General features: G+C 72.4%; 24 protein-coding genes and 1 riboswitch. Of the genes, 11 read left to right on the forward strand and 13 right to left on the reverse strand.

Annotation, left to right across the window (positions count from 1 at the left end; genetic code table 11):
* Positions 1–136: 136 nt before the first annotated feature.
* Both P4R38_RS05060 and P4R38_RS05065 read left to right on the forward strand, forming a co-directional pair.
* Positions 137–439: a nucleotidyltransferase family protein gene (locus tag P4R38_RS05060; RefSeq protein WP_277191301.1), complete on the forward strand. Its 303-nt coding sequence runs from the start codon at positions 137–139 to the stop codon at positions 437–439.
* 116 nt (positions 440–555) lie between these two features.
* The gene (locus P4R38_RS05065) at positions 556–885 is read left to right on the forward strand and encodes a hypothetical protein (RefSeq protein WP_277191302.1); all 330 of its coding nucleotides are present in this window, start codon (positions 556–558) and stop codon (positions 883–885) included.
* Here the strand turns inward: P4R38_RS05065 and P4R38_RS05070 are convergent.
* Positions 875–1804, reverse strand: a complete 930-nt coding sequence (locus P4R38_RS05070; RefSeq protein WP_277191303.1) for an alpha/beta hydrolase — start codon at positions 1802–1804, stop codon at positions 875–877. The genes P4R38_RS05065 and P4R38_RS05070 overlap by 11 nt on opposite strands.
* Before the next feature lie 66 nt (positions 1805–1870).
* Positions 1871–2044, reverse strand: coding sequence for a hypothetical protein (locus P4R38_RS05075; protein WP_277191304.1), 174 nt, complete (start codon positions 2042–2044; stop codon positions 1871–1873).
* A 186-nt stretch (positions 2045–2230) separates the two neighbouring features.
* Here P4R38_RS05075 and P4R38_RS05080 point away from each other — a divergent pair, with 186 nt between their 5' ends.
* Both P4R38_RS05080 and P4R38_RS05085 read left to right on the forward strand, forming a co-directional pair.
* Positions 2231–3400 carry an RtcB family protein gene (locus tag P4R38_RS05080; RefSeq protein WP_277191305.1) on the forward strand — a complete coding sequence of 390 codons (1170 nt, stop codon included), beginning with the start codon at positions 2231–2233 and terminating at the stop codon, positions 3398–3400.
* A gap of 112 nt (positions 3401–3512) precedes the next feature.
* Positions 3513–4178, forward strand: a complete 666-nt coding sequence (locus tag P4R38_RS05085) for a VOC family protein (RefSeq protein ID WP_277191306.1) — start codon at positions 3513–3515, stop codon at positions 4176–4178.
* 41 nt (positions 4179–4219) lie between these two features.
* Here P4R38_RS05085 and P4R38_RS05090 read toward each other — a convergent pair whose 3' ends face one another.
* From P4R38_RS05090 to P4R38_RS05110, 5 genes are all read right to left on the reverse strand, one after another.
* The gene (locus P4R38_RS05090) at positions 4220–4798 is read right to left on the reverse strand and encodes a hypothetical protein (protein ID WP_346770739.1); all 579 of its coding nucleotides are present in this window, start codon (positions 4796–4798) and stop codon (positions 4220–4222) included.
* Positions 4799–4904: 106 nt separating this feature from the next.
* Complete coding sequence (locus P4R38_RS05095) at positions 4905–5621, reverse strand: glycosyltransferase (RefSeq protein WP_277191307.1); 717 nt, start codon at positions 5619–5621, stop codon at positions 4905–4907.
* Positions 5618–6955, reverse strand: coding sequence for a bifunctional PIG-L family deacetylase/class I SAM-dependent methyltransferase (locus P4R38_RS05100; protein WP_277191308.1), 1338 nt, complete (start codon positions 6953–6955; stop codon positions 5618–5620). The genes P4R38_RS05095 and P4R38_RS05100 overlap by 4 nt, the downstream gene beginning before the upstream one ends.
* A complete protein-coding gene (locus P4R38_RS05105) occupies positions 6949–8019 on the reverse strand; it encodes an acyl-CoA dehydrogenase family protein (RefSeq protein WP_277191309.1) in 1071 nt (356 codons plus the stop codon). Before P4R38_RS05105 ends, P4R38_RS05100 begins: the two co-directional genes overlap by 7 nt.
* 81 nt (positions 8020–8100) lie before the next feature.
* Positions 8101–8739, reverse strand: coding sequence for a TetR/AcrR family transcriptional regulator (locus tag P4R38_RS05110; protein ID WP_277191310.1), 639 nt, complete (start codon positions 8737–8739; stop codon positions 8101–8103).
* An 84-nt stretch (positions 8740–8823) separates the two neighbouring features.
* Between P4R38_RS05110 and P4R38_RS05115 the strand changes: the two genes are divergently transcribed.
* Positions 8824–11025 carry an MMPL family transporter gene (locus P4R38_RS05115; RefSeq protein WP_277191311.1) on the forward strand — a complete coding sequence of 734 codons (2202 nt, stop codon included), beginning with the start codon at positions 8824–8826 and terminating at the stop codon, positions 11023–11025.
* 57 nt (positions 11026–11082) lie between these two features.
* On the opposite strand, the gene P4R38_RS05120 is transcribed toward P4R38_RS05115, so the two are convergent.
* A complete protein-coding gene (locus tag P4R38_RS05120; RefSeq protein WP_277191312.1) occupies positions 11083–11934 on the reverse strand; it encodes an N-acetylmuramoyl-L-alanine amidase in 852 nt (283 codons plus the stop codon).
* A 222-nt stretch (positions 11935–12156) separates the two neighbouring features.
* Here P4R38_RS05120 and P4R38_RS05125 point away from each other — a divergent pair, with 222 nt between their 5' ends.
* On the forward strand, positions 12157–13713 hold the full coding sequence (locus P4R38_RS05125) for a DEAD/DEAH box helicase (RefSeq protein WP_275236652.1): 1557 nt from the start codon (positions 12157–12159) through the stop codon (positions 13711–13713).
* A 69-nt stretch (positions 13714–13782) separates the two neighbouring features.
* Here the strand turns inward: P4R38_RS05125 and P4R38_RS05130 are convergent, their stop codons facing one another.
* Positions 13783–14217, reverse strand: a complete 435-nt coding sequence (locus P4R38_RS05130; protein ID WP_275236651.1) for a DUF6918 family protein — start codon at positions 14215–14217, stop codon at positions 13783–13785.
* Positions 14218–14372: 155 nt separating this feature from the next.
* Between P4R38_RS05130 and P4R38_RS05135 the strand changes: the two genes are divergently transcribed.
* The gene (locus P4R38_RS05135) at positions 14373–15122 is read left to right on the forward strand and encodes an SDR family NAD(P)-dependent oxidoreductase (RefSeq protein WP_275236650.1); all 750 of its coding nucleotides are present in this window, start codon (positions 14373–14375) and stop codon (positions 15120–15122) included.
* Positions 15123–15143: 21 nt separating this feature from the next.
* Here P4R38_RS05135 and crcB read toward each other — a convergent pair whose 3' ends face one another.
* A complete protein-coding gene (crcB, locus tag P4R38_RS05140; protein WP_275236649.1) occupies positions 15144–15500 on the reverse strand; it encodes a fluoride efflux transporter CrcB in 357 nt (118 codons plus the stop codon).
* Complete coding sequence (locus P4R38_RS05145) at positions 15497–15928, reverse strand: fluoride efflux transporter FluC (protein WP_275236648.1); 432 nt, start codon at positions 15926–15928, stop codon at positions 15497–15499. The genes crcB and P4R38_RS05145 overlap by 4 nt, the downstream gene beginning before the upstream one ends.
* Before the next feature lie 123 nt (positions 15929–16051).
* Between P4R38_RS05145 and P4R38_RS05150 the strand changes: the two genes are divergently transcribed.
* Both P4R38_RS05150 and P4R38_RS05155 read left to right on the forward strand, forming a co-directional pair.
* Positions 16052–17440, forward strand: a complete 1389-nt coding sequence (locus tag P4R38_RS05150; RefSeq protein ID WP_275236647.1) for a hemolysin family protein — start codon at positions 16052–16054, stop codon at positions 17438–17440.
* Complete coding sequence (locus P4R38_RS05155; protein WP_275236646.1) at positions 17437–18468, forward strand: hemolysin family protein; 1032 nt, start codon at positions 17437–17439, stop codon at positions 18466–18468. Before P4R38_RS05150 ends, P4R38_RS05155 begins: the two co-directional genes overlap by 4 nt.
* Before the next feature lie 92 nt (positions 18469–18560).
* On the opposite strand, the gene P4R38_RS05160 is transcribed toward P4R38_RS05155, so the two are convergent.
* Complete coding sequence (locus tag P4R38_RS05160) at positions 18561–19211, reverse strand: C40 family peptidase (protein WP_275236645.1); 651 nt, start codon at positions 19209–19211, stop codon at positions 18561–18563.
* Between the two features lie 106 nt (positions 19212–19317).
* Positions 19318–19514: riboswitch (cyclic di-AMP (ydaO/yuaA leader) on the reverse strand.
* A 283-nt stretch (positions 19515–19797) separates the two neighbouring features.
* Positions 19798–20496: a metal-dependent transcriptional regulator gene (locus P4R38_RS05165; RefSeq protein ID WP_275236644.1), complete on the reverse strand. Its 699-nt coding sequence runs from the start codon at positions 20494–20496 to the stop codon at positions 19798–19800.
* Positions 20497–20618: 122 nt separating this feature from the next.
* On the opposite strand from P4R38_RS05165, the gene P4R38_RS05170 reads away from it, so the two are divergent.
* Complete coding sequence (locus tag P4R38_RS05170; RefSeq protein ID WP_275236643.1) at positions 20619–21284, forward strand: DUF3105 domain-containing protein; 666 nt, start codon at positions 20619–20621, stop codon at positions 21282–21284.
* Positions 21285–21287: 3 nt separating this feature from the next.
* On the forward strand, positions 21288–22031 hold the full coding sequence (locus P4R38_RS05175) for a DUF305 domain-containing protein (RefSeq protein WP_275236642.1): 744 nt from the start codon (positions 21288–21290) through the stop codon (positions 22029–22031).
* Positions 22032–22232 lie beyond the last annotated feature (201 nt).

The following is a 22232-nucleotide window of genomic DNA, read 5'->3' on the forward strand; positions in this document are numbered from 1 at the left end:
CTGGACGTGGCCTGAGGACTCGACCACGCTCTACTGGTGGCGCCGGACCTTCTGGCGCGGTCCAGTGCACCAGATGCGTGATCTTGGATGTCGTCGAAGGGAGCGGCCCGTGTCGACCGAGGGACAGCCATCCCCCATGCGGCCATCGATCGCCCTGCGGCGGCATCGCGCCGAGGCCGAGCGCGTCGCGGCACGGCACCGCGCGGTCGAGATGCGGGTGTTCGGCTCGGTGGCTTGGGGTGAGGACCGACCGGGCAGCGACCTCGACCTGCTGGCGTCGTTCGCGCCCGACGCCTCGCTCTTCGACCAGGTCGAGCTGGCACAGGAGCTCGAAGACCTGCTGGGCGTCCGAGTCGACGTGGTGAGCGCGGCAGCGCAGGGCCCCGCGCCGACGTCATCCGCGCCACCTCCCAGCCGTGGTGACCGACGACCGTGCTGACCGCCGAGCGAACCTTGCTGGCAACGAGGCTCTCGGGTCGTGAGCCGATCGATCCCGTCGTCAGTGCAGTGAGCCAACGCGCGACGACATCGGTGCAGCCGACTAGCGTGAGGAGCGTGAGATCCGCACTGCTCGCCGCGACCGGGGTCGCGGCTGGGCTACTTGGCCTGCTGCTGGGATCGGCGCCGTCAGGGGTCGAGCCGGACGGGCTGTACGTCGACTGCGGACGTGCGCTGTTCCACGACCGGGACGTGTTGCCTCACCCGGCCTGCGCCTCGGCGTACGAGCCGTTCCAGACCGTCTCGGTCGTCCTGCTGGTCGTCGCAGCGGGTCTGATGCTCGCGGCAGCGGTCACGGTTGCGAGGAGGCTGCGCCGTCGGTCCAGCGGCACACGCCAGGACCCGGGTCTGACGGGCCAGCACTCGGCGGCGACGGCTAAGCCTTGAGGGTCTTGGCGATCCAGGTGAGGACGTCGGCGGTGACCTCGTCACGGTTGGTCTCGTTCAGCAGCTCGTGCCGTGCACCCGGGTAGAGCGTCAGGATCACGTCCTGGACGCCGGCCGAACGCAGCTGTGCCGCAACGGCTTTCACGCCCTTGGCGCCCTTGCCGCCGACCGGGTCCTGGTCGCCGGAGATCACCAGGACGGGCAGCCCGGACGGGATCCGTGCCACGTCACGGTCGCTGCTGATCTCGGCCAGACCGCCGAGCAGGTCGACGTAGAACGCGGAGGTGAAGACCTCGCCGCAGCGCGGGTCGGCGATGTACGTGTCGACCTCGGCCTCGTCGCGAGACAGCCAGTCGAAGTCGGTGCGCGTCGGCTTGAACGCCGCGTTGTACTGCCCGAACGTGAGCTTGTTCATCAAGTCGCTGGGGTGCCGTCGCCCACGCACCCGTGCCTCGACCGACGCCACCGCCTTACCGACCTTGCCGAGCAGACCGGGGTCGGTCGCGGTACCGCACAGCACCAGGCCGGCGAGCTCGTCGCCGTGCCGCATCGCGTACGACCGCGCCAGGAACGAGCCCATGCTGTGCCCGAACAGCACGACGGACAGCCCCGGGTGCTCTGAACAAGCACGCTCGGTGAGGGCGAACAGGTCCTCCACGACCGTGCCCCAGCCGTCGGAGTCGGCGAGGTACCCGGTGTCGGCACCCTCCGACGTACGGCCGTGGCCGCGGTGGTCCTCGGCGTACACCGCGTAACCCGCATCAGTCAGCGCCTGCGCGAACCGCTCGTACCGCGCGGCGTGCTCGGCCATGCCGTGCGCCAGCTGGACGATCGCGGACGGCTCGCCGTCGGGCAGCCACCGGTGGACGTGCAGCGACGTACCGTCGTGGGACTCCAGGGTGAACGTGTCGGCGCGCATCGGTGACCTCGCGATCGAAGGGGCTCGTCGGCGCCACCGTAGTTCGCCGGTACGTCGGAGGTGGCCTCAGTCGCGCAGGTCGCCACCATCCGGGCGCTTCTCGCCGTCGCCGGCCCGATCCTCGTCGAACGTCGGTCGACCGGCAGGCGGGACGATGGGCGGCGTAACGTCCGGCCACCCGTCGGTGTTCCGGTACGTCTGCCACGGGTTGAGCTTCTTCAGCCAGTCCATCGCGCCCATCCATCGATCGTAGGCCGCAGCGCTCCTACGGTGTGTCACACCGCGCAGAGCCCCTCGCGGTGGGTCACACCGCGCGTGCTTGCCAAGCCGGACACATGCGAATAAACCGGTGCACAAGGGGTTTTCGCGTTCGTACGGTCAGTGACGGTCCGCTCGAACCGCGAGCGATAGAAGACGGGAAGGACGATGGAGCAGATCAACGGGAAGCTCATCAGCTGGGCTTCCATCCTCGAGCAGGGCACCCGCGACCAGGCGGTCACGACGGCGCGGATGCCGTTCATCCACCCCCACCTCGCGCTGATGCCCGACGCGCACCTGGGCCTGGGCGCGACGGTGGGTTCGGTCATCCCGACCCTCGGCGCGATCATGCCCGCCGCGGTGGGCGTCGACATCGGCTGCGGCATGATCGCGGTCCGCACCCAGTACACCCTCGACCAGCTCCCCGAGGACCGGCGCCCGGTCCGGGAGGCGATCGAGCGGGCGGTCCCCGTGAGCGCGGGCGCGGCCAACCGCACGATCAGCCGCGAGCACACGCAGCGGCGCCTCGAGGAGCTGCGCGGGCTGGCCGAGCAGGCCGGCTTCGACCCGTCGTCGCATGCGAAGAAGTGGGAGCTGCAGCTGGGCACGCTCGGCTCGGGCAACCACTTCATCGAGATCACCGTCGACGAGCAGCAGCGGGTGTGGCTGTTCCTGCACTCCGGCTCCCGGGGCGTCGGCAACCGGATCGCCCAGCACCACATCGGCATCGCCCGGAAGCGGTGCGAGCAGTGGTGGATCCAGCTGCCGCACCGTGATCTCGCCTACCTCGTCGACGGCACCCCGGAGTTCGACGCGTACATCACCCAGATGCGGTGGGCGCAGCACTACGCGCTGCTCAACCGCGAGGAGATGATGGACCGGGTCGAGCGCCAGTTCGCCGAGTGGGTCGGTGGTGACGTGGAGCGGCAGGAGGAGATCAACTGCCACCACAACTACACCGAGCAGGAGCGCCACTTCGGCAAGCAGGTGTGGTTGTCCCGCAAGGGCGCGATCAACGCCGAGCAGGGCCGGGCCGGCCTGATCCCCGGCTCGATGGGCACCGCGTCGTACGTCGTCGCCGGGCTCGGCAACCCGCTCGCCCTCAACTCGGCACCGCACGGCGCCGGGCGTGAGTACTCCCGGACGAAGGCCCGGCAGACCTTCACCCGTGAGCAGCTGCGGGAGGCGATGACGGGCATCGAGTACCGCGACACCGACGCGTTCATCGACGAGATCCCGACCGCGTACAAGGACATCGACCAGGTCATGGCGGACGCCAAGGAGCTGGTCGAGATCCGGCACACGCTGCGCCAGGTCGTGAACGTCAAGGGCGACTGACCCAGCACGAAGCAGAGGCAGGACCGGAGCGAGCGCACCGGTCCTGCCTCTGTCGTACGCCGTCGGTCGGGCAGCCGCCCGCTCTGTCCCCGGTCTGTGCTGGGCTGACCTCATGAGCGAGCAGGGATGGCGGGAGTTCCTCCGGGCCGAGGGCCTCGAGGACTGGGTCGTGCTGCACGGCGGAGCGGCGACGGCGTACGCGGCGGGCTCCCTCACCGAGGCGGCGGCCCTGGCCGCGGCGGTTGCCGCCGTACCCGGGCTGGAGGAGGCGCGCGGCCTCCTCACCATGAGCAGCGCGCGGCTGACGGTCCGGCTGGCGCGCGGGGTGGAGCGCATCGAGCCGCACCACATCGAGGTCGCCCGGGCCGTCTCCGCGGTGGCGCGAGCGCACAGGGTCGTCGCCGACCGTGGCGCCGTGCAGGAGGTCCAGGTCGCGGTGGCCGCGCGGCCGGACGACCTCGACGTCGGCTTCTGGCGAGCCGTCCTGGGCTACGACACGCTGGCCGACGACAACGGGATCGACCCGCTCGGCCACGGCTCGACGTTCTGGATGCAGGACCTCGACCCCGCCAGGCCGCTACGGCACGCCATGCACATCGACGTGTCCGTCGCCCGCGAGCACGCGGAGCGACGCCTCGCGGCGGCCCTGGCCGCCGGAGGTCGCGTCGTCGAGGACTCCGAGGCGCCGGCGGCCTGGATCCTCGCCGACCGCGCCGGCAACAAGGTCTGCATCGCGGCCTGGCCGGACGGCGCCGTCCAGCCGGGCGCCGGTGCATGAGCGGACGAGACCGCGACGACCTGACCCGGCGCCGCGGACGGTCAGGCGCCGGCGCGGTCCACGCGGCGGTGGAAGCGCATCCCGGCCAGGCCGCCGAGGACGGCGCCCACCAGGCTCGCGACCGCGACACCGACCGCCGCGGCGATGCCTGCGTCGGTCAGGTCGCCCTCCTTCAGCGGGATGCGCGGAAAGCTGTTCAGGTGAGCCAGCACGTTGTACTTCGTGCCCGCCGCCGCGACCAGCGCGCTCACCGCGGCCGCGATGACCAGCGCCCACACCCATACCGCCAGGCCCTGCCGGGCGCCGTTGAAGCGCGCCATCCGGCCCGCGACGTACCCGCCGCACCCGTACGCGACGAAGATGATCGCCAGCAGCGCGACGCCGCCGGTCAGCCCGACCGACTCGGCGTTGCTCTGCACCTTGTCGGCGGCGAGCCGCACGTCGGCGCCGCTCGCCAGGCCCACGGCCGTACCGCCGGCGGCGAGCAGGGCCGTCAGCAGCAGCGCCGTCCCGGTGGCGGTCAGCCACCCGAAGAACGCCGAGCCGACCTTCACCCCGCCGTACCGCGCCCTGACATCGACCGCCGGACGCACCTCGTCAGCGGTTCGTCGCCGCGTCATCAGCCTGACCATCGTGTTCGTTTCCTCCTGAGTCGGTTGCTGCGCGCATTCTGGCGGAGCACGCGACCGGCCGAAGGCCGTTCACCGATGCCTGACGTTCACGCCCTCAGCTGCCCTCGGCGTGCTCGTCCTCCAGCCCGCTGAGGTAGGCGGCGAACCCGCCGCGTGCCCGGCCGATCCGGCGGGCGGACGTGAGGACGGGGTCCTCACCCACCGTGAGGATCGGCAGGCCGGCACCCCGCAGCCGACGGACGAGCTCGACGTCCTCACCGCTCGCCAGCGGCGGGAACCCGCCCACCTGCTCGTACGCCGCGAGGCCGACGCCGAGGTTCGCGCCGAAGACGTGCTCGTGGCCAGGGCCGAGCTCGTGCCGCGCGAGCCACCGCCGGAGCAGCTCGGGCCCCTCGTCGGCCGAGTCGGGACGGACGGCGCCCACGCGGGCGGCGTACCCCTGCTCGGCCGCCCGGGCCAGGCCGAGCAGCCAGCTCGGCGGGACGACGCTGTCGGCGTCGGTGCAGGCGACCCAGACCCTCTCGGCGTCGTGGTGCGCCACCCGGCCGGCCGCGTGCTGCACCCCGGCGGCGCGCGCCGCGCCGACCGACAGCGCAGCAACCTCGAGCGCGTCCACGCCGGGTGCGGCGGCGACGATGTCCGCTGTGCCGTCGCTGCACCGGTCGAGGACCACCATCACGTGGACCTCGGTCTCCGGCCGGACGGCGGCCAGGACCCGGCGCGCCCGGGCCAGACCGGTCAGGCAGCGCCCGATCAGCAGCTCCTCGTCACGGGCCGGCACCACCACGCACATCGCGTCCAGTCCACTCATCGCTGCGGGTCCGGCCACTGCGACGGGTCGGCGTGGACCACGATCTCGACGTCGCGGTCGCGGTACGACGCCGCGACCGGGGGCAGGCCGCCCTGCGCAAAGCCGCGGTGCACCGCCGCCGCGTCCAGCGGCCAGCCGTGGACCGGGTGCCGCCAGTGGCAGAGCACGACCACGCCGTCCGCGGTCAGGCACGAGGCGACGCGGGCGACGAGCCCCTCCAAGGCCACGGGGCTGAGGAAGTACCCGATCTCGGACACCACGACGAGGTCGAACGAGCCCTCCGGCCACTGCTGCGGCACGATCATCCGGTGCACCTCGGCGGTCTCTCCCAGCCGCTGCTCGGACCGCTCGGCCGCCGCGGCAGAGCCGTCGACCGCCACCAGCCGGTCCACCCGTGACACGAGGTCCTGCGCGAGGACGCCCGTCGAGCAGCCGACCTCCAACCCGCGCCCGAACCGCGCGCGGGGCAGGGCGGCCAGCAGCAGCGCGCGCTTTCGTCGCTCGTACCACCGCGACTCGACGCCCCACGGGTCCGGGCGCTCGACGTGCAGCCGGTCGAGCCGGTCGTCCTCGACCTCCTCGGCCGGGGTGAGGGCGAACAGCTCCTGCCCGCCGAGGAAGTGCTCGAGCACGTTCGCGGCCAGCAGGACCTCGTCGCCGGGCTGGTCCGACAGCGGCTCCACCTGGCTCGCGTGGCAGGCGATCGCCTCACGCTTCACCGCGCGCGCGGACGCCGTCAGGGGGACGCGGACGAACCGGTCCCACGGCAGGTCGTCCGGCTTCCCCGCGTGCCACGTCCAGACGGGGTACTCCGCCAGCGTTGCACCCGTGCGGTGAGCGGCCGCCGCGGCGGCGCGGCCCATGGCCTCGTGGTCCGGGTGCCCGTCGCTGCGGTAGGGGGCGACGACCAGGGTGCGGCGACCGTCCCCGATCAGCGAGACGATCTGCGCGGTCACGTCGTCGAGGTGGTCCGCGAGCCCGCCGTCGGGTATGTCCAGCATCGAGACGTCAGCCTCGTCCAGGCCCAATGCCTTTGAAGCACAACGCATCTCGTGCCGACGAAGCTCGGCGAGGTCAGCGCGGGAGTGCGTCGGGGAGTCCGGGTGCGATGCCTCCCCCACGGTCGCGACCAGCACGTGGGTCGCGACTCCCAGGGCCACAGCCGTCGCGATCAGGCCGCCCGACCCCAGCGTCTCGTCGTCCGGGTGCGCGGCGACCACGACCAACCGCTCGTACGCCGACGGCTCGAGCCCGCCCAGGTCGCGCTCGCGTACTGCGTGCGCCCACACCGCCGCCGGGGTCCCCGCGTCGTCGTGCGTGAACGACCTCACCACGGGCCCTGCTCGTCGGCGAGGACCTGATGCCCCAGGGCCGCGACGTCCCGCTCGGCGTGGTGCTGGCGGACGTACAGCCGCAGGTCGCTGACGCGCTGCGCGTGCTCGGCGTCGTACGCCAGCGGCGCCGGCCCCATCGCGTGGTCGGCGACCTGGATGACCGTGTCCACGGCGTCGGCGACCTGGCTGCGAGTGCGGACCGCCAGCAGCTCGGGGAAAACGCCCGGGCCGGACGGCGAGTCGACCGCCCCGGCCGCCGCCACCAGCGCCTCCCGCGCCGACGCGAGCGCGAGGTCGAGCCGGCCGACGTGCAGCTCGGCGATCTGGTCGGGCTCGCGCTTGCGGACCTGCTCGACGACGCGTCGGGCGATCCCGACCGCTCCCCCATACCAGATCGCGGCGACGCCGATGCCGCCCCAGGCGAAGCCGGGACGGGTGAGGTACCAACCGTTCTCGCCGACAGGATCCGCCTCCACGCCGGTGAGATCTACGCCCGAGCTGGTGATCAGCGGGAGGCCGTGCCCGACCCAGGTGCCCTTGGCCGGGACCGGCTCGACGCCGTCCTGACGCAGGTCGACGGCGAACAGCCGACGCGTGGAGTCGTCGACCCACGCCGTGATCAGGGCGTGGGAGACGCGTCCGGCGAGCGAGCACCACGGCTTGTGCCCGTCCAGCACCCATCCGCCCCCGTGGGCGGTCGCGCGCAGGCGCTCGCCGGGCCCTTCTGCCGCGTACACGCCCCAGGTCGTGTCGGGGGGCGCCGACCTGTCCGCCTCGGCCAGGATCGCGAGCGCGTCCAGGTGCGGCTCGACCGCTCGCGCGACGGTGAGATCGACGGCTCCGAGCGTGGCCAGCGCGGACCAGAGCTCGACCGTCCGTCCGTGACCGGGACGCGGCAGGCCGGCGCCTCGTGACGAGGCGAGCTCCAGCGCGCAGCCCACGACGTCGTCCGCGCGGCTCGCCCGGCTCGCCTTGCACGCCAGATCGTCGAGCGCGTCGCGTCCGTCGGCCGGTGCGGCCAGCACCACCGTGCGCGGGCCTGCTGGATCTTCTCGGTCGGTCACGCGCTCGCCTTCCGTCGGGCAGGTTCACCAGTGCGGTGTGAACATGCCCGGTGGCGGCGGGAGGGAAACCCTGCGGCTCAGTCAGTCACGGCCGGAGGGCGACCAGATCATCCGACGGAAGACGCGCAGGGACTCGTTCACCATGGCCTCCTTCTCCGGCGTCGAGGCGCCGACGAACGGGCCGTCGATCATCAGCAGGGCCAGCCCGTGGACCAGACCCCACGCGGTCAGCTCGATGCCCGTGCGGTCGTCCTCGGGCAGCGCGCCGAGCCGGATCAGCGCCTCGATCTCCCCCATCAGCATCCCGTGCGGGTGCTCCGGGTCAGAGAGGTGGCTGTCGTCCTTCATCGCCAGTCCGGCGTCCCGGCCGAAGGCGGTCTGGTAGAGCCCGGGCTCGGCCAGCGCGAAGTCGAGGTAGCCACGGCCGATCGCAGCCAGCCGGGCCTGGATGTGCTCAACGGGGTCGTCCTCCGCCGCCACGACCGCGAGCCGGGCTCGCATCGCGTCCGCCAGGCGACTCGTCGCCTCCTCCTTCGCGGCCATGAACAGCTCCTCGTGGCCGGCGAAGTGCCGGTACGCCGCCGTCGGGGTCACGCCGACCTCGCGGGCCGCGGCGCGCACCGTCACCGCCTCCGGGCCGCCGCGAGACGCCAGCTGCGCCGCCGCCTGAACCAGGGCGTTGCGCAGATCTCCGTGGTGGTACGGCTTCCGAGGAACCATGGAAATGGATGTTGACACCCGTGCACATCGATGACAAGTTAACAGGCACCAAGTTTACGCCCGTGCACATCTCCAGGGGAACCCATGCTCCGTCCACTCGCACACCTCGTCGTCAGACGGGCTCGGCTGGTCCTAGCCGCGTCCGTCGTCGTCCTCCTCGCCGCCGCCGTCGTCGGTGTCGGCGCCTTCAGCAAGCTCCAGGGCGGCGGGTTCGAGGACCCGGCCGCCGACTCCACCCGGGCCGGCACCGTCGTCTCGCAGCGGTTCGCGGACGACCCCGACCTCGTCCTCGTCATCGACGCGGGCCGCCCCGTCGACCAGGTCGCCGCCCAGGGCCGCGCCCTCACCCAGCGACTCGCGCAGGAGCAGGGCCTGACCTCGGTCGCGTCGTACTGGACCACCGGCGCGCCCTCGATGAGGTCCTCCGACGGCACGAAGGCGATGGTCGTCGCCACCATCCCCGGTGAGTTCGACCAGCAGGCCGAGGTCGCCCAGCACGTCGTCGACACCTACGGCGGCACCCGCTCCGGCCTGCAGGTCGACGTCAGCGGCGAGAGCGGGGTCAACCTCGACGTCACCTCGCAGATCACCGGCGACCTCGCGTTCGCCGAGGCCATCGCCATCCCGCTCATGCTCGCCCTGCTCGGCCTCGCGTTCGGCAGCCTCGTCGCCGCGCTGCTGCCGCTGGCCATCGGCGTCATCGCGATCTTCGGAACGTTCGCCGAGCTGTCCGTCCTCGGCTCGCTGACCGACGTCTCGGTCTTCGCGATCAACCTCACGACGAGCCTCGGCCTCGGTCTGGCCGTCGACTACGCGCTGCTCATGGTGAGCCGCTACCGCGAGGAGCTCGCACTCGGCCGCTCACCCGACGACGCCGTCGTCCGTACGGTCGAGACCGCCGGGCGCACGATCGTGTTCAGCGCCTCCACGGTGGCGGTCGCCCTCGGTGCGCTGATGCTGTTTCCGCTGTTCTTCCTGCGCTCGTTCGCGTACGCCGGGATCGGCGTGATCGTCATCGCGATGCTCGCGGCGCTGGTCGTCCTCCCCGCCCTGCTCACGGTGCTGGGCACACGGGTCAACGCGGGCCGGCTGCCCTGGGTCAAGGACACGCCGCGCACGGTGGCGCCGTTCTGGGGTCGCCTCGCGGGTACGGCGATGCGCCGCCCGGCGCTGACCGCTCTGCCGGTCGTCGCCGGCCTGCTGCTGCTGGCCTCTCCCCTGGCGCACGTCTCGTTCGGCACGCCCGACGACCGGGTGCTGCCCACGACAGCGACCAGCCGGATCGCCGGGGACGCCCTGCGGGAGGACTTCACCGCGGACGACACCGACGCCATCACCGTGGTGAGCAGCCGCGCCGTCTCGCCCACGGCCGTCACGTCGTACGCCGCCGACCTGTCCCGCCTCGGCGGGGTCGAGCGCGTCGACTCCAGCGCCGGCACCTTCGTCCGCGGCAGCCGGGTCGCGACGTCCCCCGCGGACGCCCGCAACGGACGGCCGGAGGCCCAACGCTTGTCGGTCGTGATGCGGTACGACGCGCAGTCCGACCAGGCGAAGGACCTGCTCGCCGACGTCCGCGACCTGCCGCAGCCCGCGGGTACCACCTTCCTCGCCGGCGGAACCACCGCGACGCTGGTGGACGGCCAGGACGCGATCACCTCGCGCATCCCGCTGGCCGCCGGCATCATCGCGATCACGACGTTCGTGCTGCTCTTCCTCTTCACCGGAAGCCTGCTGCAACCGCTGCGAGCGTTGGTGCTCAACGTGATCGGGCTGTCGGCGACGCTCGGCGCGATGGTGTGGATCTTCGAGGACGGACACCTCGCGAGCTGGCTCGGGTTCACCCCTCAGCCGCTCAACACCAGCATGCTGCTGCTGATGTTCTGCATCACCTTCGGCCTCTCGATGGACTACGAGGTCTTCGTGATGAGCCGCATCAAGGAGCTGCACGAGGCGGGCGCGGGCATCCGCGAGGCGGTCACCACCGGTCTCGCGCGCAGCGGCCGGATCGTGTCGATGGCCGCGGTGATCCTGGCGGTGAGCTTCTTCGCCTTCGGGACCAGCTCGGTCAGCTTCCTGCAGATGTTCGGTCTGGGCGCAGGGCTCGCGATCCTGATCGACGCGACCCTGATCCGCGGCGTGCTCGTCCCGGCCGCCATGCGGCTCATGGGCGACCGCGCCTGGTGGGCTCCCGCACCGCTGGCCCGGCTGCACCGCCGGTTCGGCCTGTCGGAGGCGCCCTCGGCGGAGGTCCCCGTCCCGGCGCAGCGCGTCCCCGTCGACGCCTGACGCACGCCCGTACGCCGGTCGCGCTCCCTCGGGGGGAGGGCGGCCGGCGTTCGGCCGTCAGCGGGCGAGGTAGGTCCGGATCGCGCCGGCGAGTCCCGCCGCCTCACGCTGCCGGAACGCCGGGTCCGACAGCAGGGCGGCGTCCGTCCGGTTGCGCATGTTGCCGGTCTCGATCATCACCGCCGGCACGGTGGAGAGGTTCAGCGTGCCGAGGTCGGGCCGGCGGGTCAGGCCGACGCCGCCGCCGGTGTACGTCGCGTACGGCATCCCGGTGCTCTTCGCGAATGCGGCGCGGACCGTGGTGGCGAGCTGCGCCGACGCCGCCTGCACCGAAGCACCACCGGTCATCCGGCTCGCCTGCAGCACGTGGAACCCGCGTGCGCTCGCAGCAGAGTTGCCGTCCGCGTGGATCGACAACATGAGGTCGGCCTTCGCACGGCCGCCCGACCGGCCGCGGACGTCGATGCACGGGCCGACCCCGTCGTCGGTCGGCCTGGTCAGGACGACCCGTGCGCCCTGGGCGCGCAGGAGGCTCGCCAACCGGTTTGCGACGTCCCACACCTGCGCGTGCTCGGCGTACCCGGCGTTCGTCGCAGTTCCGGTGCTGTTGCACGGCTTTCGCACGCCGAAGCCCGCGTCCACCGTCCGGTTCACCTGGCGGAGCGCGCGCGCGTTGCCGCCATTGTGCCCGGGGTCGATCACGATGACCCGACCGCGCAGCGCTGGCCTGCCGGCCGTCGACGGGGCGCTCGTGGTGGTGCTCGATGTCGGCGTCGGCGCGACCGTCGACGACGTCGAGCCCGAGGCCGTCGGAGTGGCGGACAGGCGACCGGACGACTCCTCGCCGCTGCACGCCGACGCTCCGACGACCAGCGTCAGGACGAGAGCGGGAACTCCGATGGCACGCATTCCCCGAACCCTACGCAGGGTCCGATCGTTCACGCCGGATCGGCCGGCGGCAGCCCGCGACCGCCCCTCGTGAGGGCCCGGGTGGTCGGCCCCACCGCCCCGACCCGTTAGAATTCATGGTGGAGCTCGTCCAGTCTTGCCTCGGGCTCCCCTTGACGTGGTCCCCCCATTTCATGCGCCGCCGCGGGCGACCCGCCTGCTGAGCGAGCTGGGCGAGACACCATGTGCATCGGAGCAATCCTGTTGTCCAGCAATGCTTTTGCGCGCCTCGGCGTGCCCGCTTCGCTGTGCTCGGCCCTCACCGAGCGCGGCATCGACGAGCCCACCCCGATCCAGGCCGCCACCCTGCCCGACTCCCTCGCCGGACGTGACGTCCTCGGCCGCGGGCGTACGGGCTCCGGGAAGACCTACGCCTTCCTGCTGCCGGTCGTGACCCGACTCACATCCTCGGGCCGGCGCGCTCAGCCGAGCCGGCCCCGTTCGCTGATCCTGGCGCCGACCCGCGAGCTCGCGACCCAGATCGCCGAGGCGCTCGCTCCGCTGGCCGCCGCGGCCGGTCTGAGCACCCTCACCGTCTTCGGCGGCGTCGGCCAGAACCCGCAGGTCCGCGGGCTGCGCGCCGGCGTCGACATCCTCATCGCCTGCCCGGGCCGGCTGCTGGACCTGATGGGCCAGGGCGCCTGCCAGCTCGACCAGGTCGAGATCACCGTGCTCGACGAGGCCGACCACATGGCCGACCTCGGCTTCCTGCCCGGCGTGAAGCGCATCCTCGACGCCACCCCGAAGCGCACCCAGCGGCTGCTCTTCTCCGCCACCCTGGACGCCGGTGTCGACGTCATCGTGAAGCGGTACCTCTCGAACCCCGTGACGCACGAGACCGACTCGGCGCAGTCGCCGGTGTCCACGATGGAGCACCACGTGTTCCACGTCAGCGTCGACCACCGTCTCGCGGTGCTGACCGACCTCGCCGCGGCACCCGGCCGCACCGTCGTCTTCACCCGCACCAAGCACGGCGCGAAGAAGCTCGCCAAGCAGCTGAACGCCCAGTCCGTGCCGGCCGTGGAGCTGCACGGCAACCTCGGCCAGGGCGCCCGGCAGCGCAACCTCGAGGCGTTCCACTCGGGGCGGGCAACCGTGCTGGTGGCCACGGACATCGCGGCACGCGGCATCCACGTCGACGACGTCGCGCTGGTCGTCCACGCCGACCCACCGGTCGAGCACAAGGCGTACCTGCACCGCGCCGGCCGCACCGCCCGGGCCGGAGCGGACGGCACGGTCATCACGCTGATGCTCGACGACCAGGTCAAGGACGTCCGCGCTCTCACCCGCGCCGCGGGCATCAAGCCGCGAACGACCCGTGTCGACCCGCAGCACCCGGTGCTGACCGAGGTCGCCCCGGGTGAGCGCACCTACATCGGCGCCCTGGTGCTCACGGCGCCCGGGCAGCAGTCCGGCAGCCGTCCGGCCGGCCAGCCCCGCTCCGGCGGACGCGGTCAGGGTGGACGAGGCCAGGGCGGCCGCGGCGGGCAGGCCGGCCGCGGCGAGGGAGCACGCGGCCAGGGCGAGCGCGGACGCGGTCGCGGCCGAGGGGGCCGTGGAGCCGCCGGCGGCAGCGGTCAGCAGACCACGACCCGTACCTCCGGCTCCGGCTCCGGCTCCGGCGGCCAGCGCACGTCCTCCGGCGGCGGTGGCGGCCGGGCGACGGTGTACTCGACCTCGTCGAACGGCAGCGCGGCCGCGTTCTCCGCGCGCAGCTCGGCGGGTCGGCGCAGCCGCTGACCAGCCTCATCGACGCCGAAGGCCGGTCCCGACGAACGGGACCGGCCTTCGGCGTACGTGAGGTGCTGGTCAGGCGGCGTGCTTCTGCACGACCGCGCCGACGCGCGGCAGAGCGGCCTTGACGTTGTCGTGGGCCTTGCCGCGCAGGCTGCCGTACGCCTTGCGGAGCACGTCGCGGTCGGTGGCCTCCGCGCGGCGGTCGGTCACGGCGAGGAGCGCGTCAGCGGCCTCGTCGCCCCGGCCGGCCAGGTAGCCGCCGAAGTCGCCCACGCCGCCGAAGTCCACCCAGAACGGCTCGAGCGCCGTCGCGATCTCCGGGAGCATGCGGTCGGTGGCGCTGGCAGCGATGTCCGAGCGGACCTTCTTGGCGGTCCCGTAGGCAGCCTTGATGGCGGTGCCGGACAGGCCCTTCTTCTCGCTCACCTCGGTGTCGATGGTGGCGGCGAGGTCAGCAACGACAGCGGGACGGCGCTGCTCGTCGAGCAGGGATGCTGCGAGGGTCACAGGTGTGGCCTTTCGTGATCGGGGGGGAAGTCGCCCAACCGTACGATGCCTGCCGCCGCGATGGCAGGCGGGTCACCACAATTCGTGCGACATCGACTCGACTAGCGTGGGCGGCGACGCATCAGCGACCGTCTCGCCGAGCAGGAGGAGTCCTCGTGGACCTGCAGCACAAGGTGATCTGGGTCGTCGGCGCCTCCAGCGGCATCGGCGCCGCCGTCGCCCGTGAGGCGCAGGCCCGCGGCGCCCAGGTGGCCATCACGGCTCGTCGCGAGCAGGAGCTCGTCGAGGTCTCGGGCGGCGCGATGCTGGTGCTGCCCGCCGACGTCACCGACCCCGAGGCGATGGTCGACTGCGCGTCGACGATCGAGCGACGCCTCGGGCCGATCGACGTCGTCGTCATCGGAGCGGGTGCGTGGGCCCCGATGGACATCCGCGCCTGGGACACCCAGGCGTTCGCCGACACCGTGCAGGTCAACCTCGTCGGCACGAGCAACACCATCGGCGCGGTCCTGCCGAGCATGCTGCGCCGTCGCACCGGGACCATCGCCGGCATCACCTCTCCCGCCGGGTACCGGGGCTTCCCCACCGTGGAGGCGTACGGCGCGACCAAGGCCGGCATGCTCAACCTGCTGGAGGGCCTGCGCGCGCAGGGGCAGCAGCACGGCATCCACGTGACGACCATCGCGCCGACCGCCGTACGCACCCGGCTGGCGACCGCCTCCCGGCTGCGGCTCCCGTTCAGCATCGACCCCGACGTCGCGGGCCGGGCGATCTGCGACGGGCTCGAGCGGGAGCGCGTCGAGATCGCCTTCCCGCACCGGATGGCGTTGCCGCTCAAGCTCATCCGGCTGACCCCCGTACGCGCCTGGCCGGCTCTCGCCGACCGGCTCACCCGCGGACGCTGACCGGCCCGACGCGCGCGACGCTCAGGCGACCAGCCACCAGCCCAGCGCGGCGGCGAGCACGCCGCCCACGACCGACACCCCGAGATTGAGCAGCGCCGTGGTCAGCCGGCCGCCCTCCGCGAGCCGCCACGTCTCGAAGCTGAACGTGCTGAACGTCGTCAGCGCCCCGCAGAACCCCGTCCCGACGAACGCGTACGCGGACCCGTCCAGACCGGCCGCGGCCGCGCCGAGCACGAACGAGCCGAGCAGGTTCACCGTGAGCGTGCCGTACGGCATCGGCGACGCGCGCAGCCCGCGTACCCAGCCGTCGATCAGGTAGCGAGCCGGCGCGCCGGCGCAGCCCCCGAGGGCGACCATCAACCAGGAGAGGGCGCTCATCGCGGCCCCCACCGCCGCATCAGCGCCACGCCGGCAGCGACCGCGACCAGGCACAGCACCACGCCCGCGACGATCTCGACCAGCGCGAGCGGCAGGTCGTGGCCGAGCAGTCCGCGGGTGTGCACGGTGTAGGTCGAGAACGTCGTGAACCCGCCGAGCACCCCGACGCCCACGAACGGCCGCAGCAGCGGGTGACCCCTCTCGTGCTCGACGACGTACACCATGAGCATGCCGAGCAGGAGGCTGCCGACGACGTTCGTGACCAGCGTCGCGACGTCGAACCCGTCACGCGGATGAGGCAGCGCCTCGGCGACGCCGGCACGCGCCAGGGCCCCGATGGCACCGCCGACCGCGATCACGGTCAGGACACTCGCGGTGGACGGGCTGATGGGCTGGTCCGGGTCGACGGGAAGGGGGTGGTCAGGCATCGCGGGGCCAACCTACTCCCGCGGCTCCCTTAGACTTGAGGGCATGACGCCTTCCCGAGAAGACGCCGGAGACTGTTGTAGTACCCAGCCGGGTGACGCCCGGCTTCCCGCAGGACGCGGCCGATGAACATCACGATCGGCCTGGTCAGCATCCTGGCGCTGACCCTCGCCACGGCCTACTTCGTGGCCCAGGAGTTCGCCTACGTCGCCGTCGACCGCGGCCGCCTGTCCCAGCTCGCCGACGAGGGCGACGCCGCCGCGGCCCGCGCGCTCAGCGTGACCGGCCGTCTGTCCTTCGCCCTGTCCGGGGCCCAACTCGGCATCACGGTCACCGCCCTCCTGGTCGGTTACGTGTCCGAGCCCTACCTCGGCGTCGGGCTGGCCGAGCTGATCACCGGCAGCACCGGCGTCTCCGAGGCGCTGGCCCTGTCGCTGTCGGTGCTGGTCGCGCTGGTCCTGAGCACCGTCGTCCAGATGGTGGTCGGCGAGCTGGCCCCCAAGAACTACGCCATCGCACGGCCGGTCGCACTGGCCCGCGCGCTGTCCCGCAGCACGGTGATCTACCTGGCGGTCGCGGGTCCGGTCATCCGCCTGTTCGACGGCGCCAGCACCAGGCTGCTGCGCTCGGTCGGCATCGAGCCCGTCGAGGAGCTCCCGCACGGCGCCACGCCCGAGGACCTGCACCGGATCATCGGCGAGTCCCACGCCGGTGGCCTGCTCGACGAGAACCTGTCGCACCTGCTGGACCGCGGGCTGGCCTTCCGCCACCTGCGCGCCGGCGAGGTGATGACGCCGCGCGTCGACGCCGTCACCGTCCCCGTCGCCGCGAGCGTCGCGGACCTGGTCGGTCTGCTCGCCTCGGGGCACTCCCGCTTCCCGGTGACCGGTGACTCCATCGACGACGTGGTCGGCATGGTCGGCACTCGTGAGCTGCTCCGCGTCCCGCTCGACGACCGGGCCCGGATGCGTGTCGAAGAGGTCATGGTCGACCCCGTCCGGGTGCCGAGCAGCCTCCCGCTCCCGGGCGTGCTCACCCAGCTGCGGCACGCGCACCAGCAGCTCGCCGTGGTCGTCGACGAGTACGGCGGCCTCGACGGGATCATCAGCCTCGAGGACGTCGCCGAGGAGGTGGTGGGCGACATCCGGGACGAGGGCGACCAGCCGGCCGCCGTCCCGAGCGCCCCCTCGTCCGGCGGCTGGTCCCTGCCCGCCCGGCTGCGCCTCGACGAGGTCGCCGACACGACCGGCGTCGTGCTGCCCGACGGCGAGGACTACGACACGCTCGGCGGCCTGGTCCTCGCGCGTCTCGGGCGCGTGGCCGTCCCGGGCGACCGAGCGGACGTCGAGTGGCTGCACCACACCGACGACGACGCCGTACGCCGTGCGGTGCGCCTGACCGTCGAGGCCGTCGCGCGGCACGTGCCCGAGACGGTACGACTCACCGACCTGGGCCCGATCGACGACGACGCTTCGACGCGGGCCGTCGAGGACGACCAGGAGGCCGGACGATGAGCGCCGGTCTCGCCCTCGGCGTGTCCGTCGTGCTGCTGGTGCTGAACGCGTTCTTCGTCGCTGCGGAGTTCGCGCTCATCGCCAGCCGCCGCCACCGGCTGGAGGACCTCGCGACCTCCGGTGGCCGGGCCGCTCGCGCCGCCGTCGACGCCTCGCGCGAGCTCACCCTGATGCTCGCGGGTGCCCAGCTCGGCATCACGTTGTGCACCCTCGGCCTCGGCGCCGTCGCCAAGCCGGCCGTCAAGGACCTGCTCGCGCCGCTGCTGAAGACGACCGGGATGCCCGAGGCGGTGGCCGGCGGGATCGCCCTGGTCCTCGCCGTCGGCATCGTGGTCTTCCTGCACATGGTGGTCGGCGAGATGGCGCCCAAGTCGTGGGCCATCTCCCACCCCGAGCGGTCCGCGATCCTGCTCGCCCTGCCGTTCCGGGCGTTCTCCCGCGGGTCCCGGTGGGCGCTGCAGGCGCTCAACGGCCTGGCCAACTCGATCGTGCGGCTCCTGCGGGTCGACCCGGTTGAGACGGTCGCGGACGCTCACGGCCCGCAGGAGCTCCAGCTGCTGCTCGCGCAGTCCCACCAGCACGGCGCCCTGCCCGAGGCGGAGCACACCATGCTCTCGGGTGCGCTCCGGCTGGAGCAGACCAGCCTCGCGGACGTGACGCGGCCGTGGGACCAGGCCGTCACGGTGCCGTACGCGGCGTCCGTGGCCGAGGCGAGCGCGGTGAGCCGGTCCACGGGCCGGTCTCGCCTCGTCGTGGTCGACGACGGCACGCCGGTCGGGCTCATCCACATCCGCGACCTCATCACGGCCGACCCGGGCGCCGCGCTGCGTCCGCTGGTTCGCCCCGTGGAGCGGCTCCGCGCCGACTTGCCGCTGATCGACGCCCTCGAGGCGATGCGCGGCCGCAGGGCCCACCTGGCGCTCGTCGCGGACGGCGAGGCGGTCATGGGCCTCATCGCGCTGGAGGATCTGATCGAGGAGGTGCTCGGCCGCTTCGACGACGAGACGGACCGGGCGGGCGCGGCGTAGGGCGCTGGTCCGACAGCTCGCCGCACCGGCGCCCACGCACGCAGAAGGCCCGCACCCCGAGGGGTGCGGGCCTTCGTGCTCGGCTCAGCGGATCAGAGCACGCGGCGGAAGTTGTTACCGCTCCAGTTCTTGTGGATGTTGACCTCGCCACCGGGCTTCGGCGAGTCGATGACCATGCCGTCGCCGACGTAGATCGCGACGTGCGTGGCCGGGTAGTCGGTGAACACCAGGTCGCCCGGACGCGGCTCGGAGACCCGGTAGCCCTGGGTCTGCTGGGTGCGCGCCGTGCGGTTCAGGTCGATACCGACCTGACGGAACACGTAGCTGGTGAAGCCGGAGCAGTCGAAGCCGTCCGGGGTGGTGCCGCCGTAGACGTAGTCGACACCGATGTAGCGCTTGGCGATCTCCAGGACGCGCTCCGCGGTGGCGCTGCCACTGTCGGAGCTGTCGTCGGAGGTGCTCGGCGCCGGGGTGGAGGTGGTGTGGCGGGTCACCTTGGTCGCCACCGAGCGCGAGACGCGCTTGACGACGGGAGCGGTGCGGGTCGCCGGCTTCTTGACGAGGTCACGGGCCTCGACGACGTCCGGAAGGCGAATCTGGCCGACGGACACGACACCGGCGGAGCTGCCGATGGCCGGGAGGCTGACAGCGGTCGGTGCGGCCGCCACGTGGGTGGCCTCGGTCGGCGGGGTGGTCAGGCTGGGCAGGCCCTGGGCGTCGGCCGGCGCTGCGACGGCGGCCACGAGGCCACCGGAGACAGCAACGACAGCAGAGACACGGGCGGCAGTGCTGGCGTTGCGACTGGGGGCGCGGTGGCGACCGCGGGGACGCGTCTGGTCGATCACAGAATGAACCTCTCCGGACGCCTACGAGGTGAGCTGTCGGGTTCGGGTGGGAGATCACCCGGCCTTCGTCCGCACTCCCCGAGTCGGTGCGGCTTCCGGCTTCACCCCAGGGCGTCTCACGACACCCAGTTGTGGTTCCCCCGCTCCTGCCTGCGGACCGTCACTCCCGAGCCGGCTGGCAGGATTCGGCGGTGCCAGCTCAGGGGCCCTCTTTTTGAGAGCCGGGACGTAACGTACACACCCGGGGGACCCGAGTCACACTCGCCCCAGGGCAAATGTCGCATCTCTGCCAGTCGGGCCCGCTCAGGCGCCGAGAACGGTGAAATGACGCGGATTTTCAGGGTCGCTCATCCGCCATGTGGACAGCCTTTCCACGGCGTTCCGACGGCCGTCGTCGTTCCGTCGCGGAACGTGTGAACGGCAGGCAGACGGCTCCGCCCCCGACCGGTCGGCCGAGGGCGGTGCAGAGACGTCGTACCGCTGCCTACGGGACGGCGACGAAGACGTGGGAGGCGACGTCCGGGGGCAGCGACGCGCCCTCCCCGGCATCGCGTCCGGCGGCCACGGCCAGGACCCGGCCGTTCTCCCGACGGACGAGGATGCGCACTCCCGGCTGCACGCCCGCGCCGGTGAGCACGGTCAGCGCCTGGTGGTCGGCCTGGGCGGGCTCGCCGATGCGACGCACGAGCACCTCACGCTCCTGCTCCTCGGCGACCTCGATCAGCGAGGCGACGCCGTCGCGGAACTGCTCGGTCTGGATGTCCTCGCCCAGCTCCTCCAGCCCGGGGATGGGGTTGCCGTACGGCGAGAGCTGGTGCTCCTTGAGCAGGTCCAGGATCTTGCGCTCGACCCGCTCGCTCATGACGTGCTCCCAGCGGCACGCCTCGTCATGGACGTACTCCAGCTCCAGGCCGATGACGTCGACCAGCAGCCGCTCCGCGAGCCGGTGCTTGCGCATGACCCGCGTCGCCAGGGTGCGGCCGTGCTCGGTGAGCTCGATGTGACGGTCGCCCGCCAGGGTGAGGAGGCCGTCGCGCTCCATCCGCGCCACCGTCTGTGAGACGGTCGGACCGGAGTGGCCCAGCCGCTCGGCGATGCGCGCGCGCAGGGGCACGATGCCCTCTTCCTCGAGGTCGAAGATGGTGCGCAGATACATCTCGGTGGTGTCGATCAGGTCGGTCACCCACCAAGCGTGCCACCCGCGACCGACATTCGCCCAACCCCGAGGTGCGCGCACTCGGCTCACGCCCAGGGCGCTGAGCCATAATGGCGACGCTCGTCCGCTGACCCAGGAGACCACCACTCATGTCTGACCAGAACGAGTCCTCGACCGGCTCGGCCCGAGAGGACGCCCGCGCCAAGCTCGCGACGATGCAGAAGAAGCAGTCGCGTCAGCAGCGGCGCGGTGGCGTCGTCGTCGGTGCCGTCGTCGCCCTCGTGATCATCGCCCTCGTCGGGGCCGGTGCCTTCTTCATCAAGCGCGACCAGGACTCCAAGAGCGCCGCCGGCGACATCGGCGTCGTGAAGACGTACAAGAACCTGAAGTTCGACCACGTCCAGGGCAAGGTCAGCTACCCGCAGAACCCGCCGGTCGGAGGCAACCACAACCCCGCCTGGGCCAACTGCGGCATCTACGACAAGGTCGTCCCGAACGAGCACGCCGTCCACTCCCTCGAGCACGGCGCCGTGTGGATCACGTACAAGCCCGGCAGCGTGTCGACCGCCGACATCAACCTGCTGAAGGGTAAGGCGCGCACGCAGAGCTACATCCTGATGTCCCAGGACAAGACGCAGTCCTCCCCGATCGTGCTGAGCGCGTGGGGCAAGCAGATGCACCTCAACAGCGCCCGCGACAAGAAGATCGACCAGTTCCTCAAGGACTACGTGCAGGGCCCGCAGACCCGCGAGCCCGGCGCCGCCTGCTCGGGCGCGTACGACCCCAACACCGGCCAGACCGGCGGGGGCATGTGACCGGTGAGCGATCACCAGCACGACCTCGCCGAGACGGACGTCCCGGCGCAGGGCGCCTCGGCAGTCCAGGAGCCGCGGTCCGAGCCGCTGTCGATGCGCGAGGTGCGTCGTCCTCTGCTGCTCAGCCTCGGCGCGCTGGTGCTGGCGGCGCTCGCCGCGTTCGGGGGCTGGTACCTCGGCCGGCCCTCCTACCCGGGTGACTCCAGCGTCGACGCGGGCTTCGCGCGGGACATGCAGATGCATCACGGCCAGGCGGTCGAGATGTCCTGGATCGTGCGCGGCGCCCGGCCGGCGAGCGACGTGTCGACCCTCGCGTACGACATCGCGACCTCCCAGGAGAACCAGCGCGGTCAGATGCGCGGCTGGCTGACGACCTGGGGACTCTCCCAGGCCCGCTCGGGCGAGCCGATGGACTGGATGAAGAAGACCGGCCACCGGCACCCCGGCATGAGCGCGGGGACGATGCTGATGCCGGACGGCAGGATGCCCGGCATGGCGACCGACGCGCAGATGCAGCAGCTGCGCCGGCTCACCGGGAAGCCCGCGGAGACCCTGTACCTGCAGCTGATGATCATCCATCACCGCGCCGGGGTGACGATGGCCCGCGCCTGCGTCGACAGCTGCCGCGAGCCCGACGTGGTCGACCTGGCGAAGACGATGGTCGCCGGTCAGTCCAGTGAGATCACGCTGATGACGGACTACCTGAAGGCACGTGGGGCGGTCCCGCTCCCCGACCCCCGGCAATAGGGGTAAGGTCTCCGGGAATCCTTCGGTCCCCCCGACCGTTGGACCAGACGAGCGTCGTGGCGACCTCCCCCCTGTGCCACGGCGCGAGGCCCCTCCCCAGGGGCCTACGGGCACCTCGAGTGCCCCGGCCGGTTGGCGCGTTCCCCCCTGTCCGCGTCAACCGGCCACCTTTGTCTCCGGGCCACGTCGCCCGTTCCGATG

The sequence above is a fragment of the Luteipulveratus flavus genome, assembly GCF_029439465.1.
In the GTDB taxonomy this organism is placed as follows: domain Bacteria; phylum Actinomycetota; class Actinomycetes; order Actinomycetales; family Dermatophilaceae; genus Luteipulveratus; species Luteipulveratus flavus.

Excerpts from the sequence above, each read along its gene's own strand:
- P4R38_RS05145 (WP_275236648.1), bottom strand. The coding sequence starts at position 15,928 with ATGCCTGACCACCCCCTTCCCGTCGACCCGGACCAGCCCATCAGCCCG.
- P4R38_RS05075 (WP_277191304.1), bottom strand. The coding sequence starts at position 2,044 with ATGGGCGCGATGGACTGGCTGAAGAAGCTCAACCCGTGGCAGACGTAC.
- P4R38_RS05110 (WP_277191310.1), bottom strand. The coding sequence starts at position 8,739 with ATGGTTCCTCGGAAGCCGTACCACCACGGAGATCTGCGCAACGCCCTG.
- P4R38_RS05150 (WP_275236647.1), top strand. The coding sequence starts at position 16,052 with ATGAACATCACGATCGGCCTGGTCAGCATCCTGGCGCTGACCCTCGCC.
- P4R38_RS05125 (WP_275236652.1), top strand. The coding sequence starts at position 12,157 with ATGTGCATCGGAGCAATCCTGTTGTCCAGCAATGCTTTTGCGCGCCTC.
- crcB (WP_275236649.1), bottom strand. The coding sequence starts at position 15,500 with ATGAGCGCCCTCTCCTGGTTGATGGTCGCCCTCGGGGGCTGCGCCGGC.
- P4R38_RS05120 (WP_277191312.1), bottom strand. The coding sequence starts at position 11,934 with ATGCGTGCCATCGGAGTTCCCGCTCTCGTCCTGACGCTGGTCGTCGGA.
- P4R38_RS05060 (WP_277191301.1), top strand. The coding sequence starts at position 137 with ATGCGGCCATCGATCGCCCTGCGGCGGCATCGCGCCGAGGCCGAGCGC.
- P4R38_RS05170 (WP_275236643.1), top strand. The coding sequence starts at position 20,619 with ATGTCTGACCAGAACGAGTCCTCGACCGGCTCGGCCCGAGAGGACGCC.
- P4R38_RS05080 (WP_277191305.1), top strand. The coding sequence starts at position 2,231 with ATGGAGCAGATCAACGGGAAGCTCATCAGCTGGGCTTCCATCCTCGAG.
- P4R38_RS05095 (WP_277191307.1), bottom strand. The coding sequence starts at position 5,621 with ATGAGTGGACTGGACGCGATGTGCGTGGTGGTGCCGGCCCGTGACGAG.
- P4R38_RS05115 (WP_277191311.1), top strand. The coding sequence starts at position 8,824 with ATGCTCCGTCCACTCGCACACCTCGTCGTCAGACGGGCTCGGCTGGTC.
- P4R38_RS05070 (WP_277191303.1), bottom strand. The coding sequence starts at position 1,804 with ATGCGCGCCGACACGTTCACCCTGGAGTCCCACGACGGTACGTCGCTG.
- P4R38_RS05085 (WP_277191306.1), top strand. The coding sequence starts at position 3,513 with ATGAGCGAGCAGGGATGGCGGGAGTTCCTCCGGGCCGAGGGCCTCGAG.
- P4R38_RS05090 (WP_346770739.1), bottom strand. The coding sequence starts at position 4,798 with ATGACGCGGCGACGAACCGCTGACGAGGTGCGTCCGGCGGTCGATGTC.
- P4R38_RS05155 (WP_275236646.1), top strand. The coding sequence starts at position 17,437 with ATGAGCGCCGGTCTCGCCCTCGGCGTGTCCGTCGTGCTGCTGGTGCTG.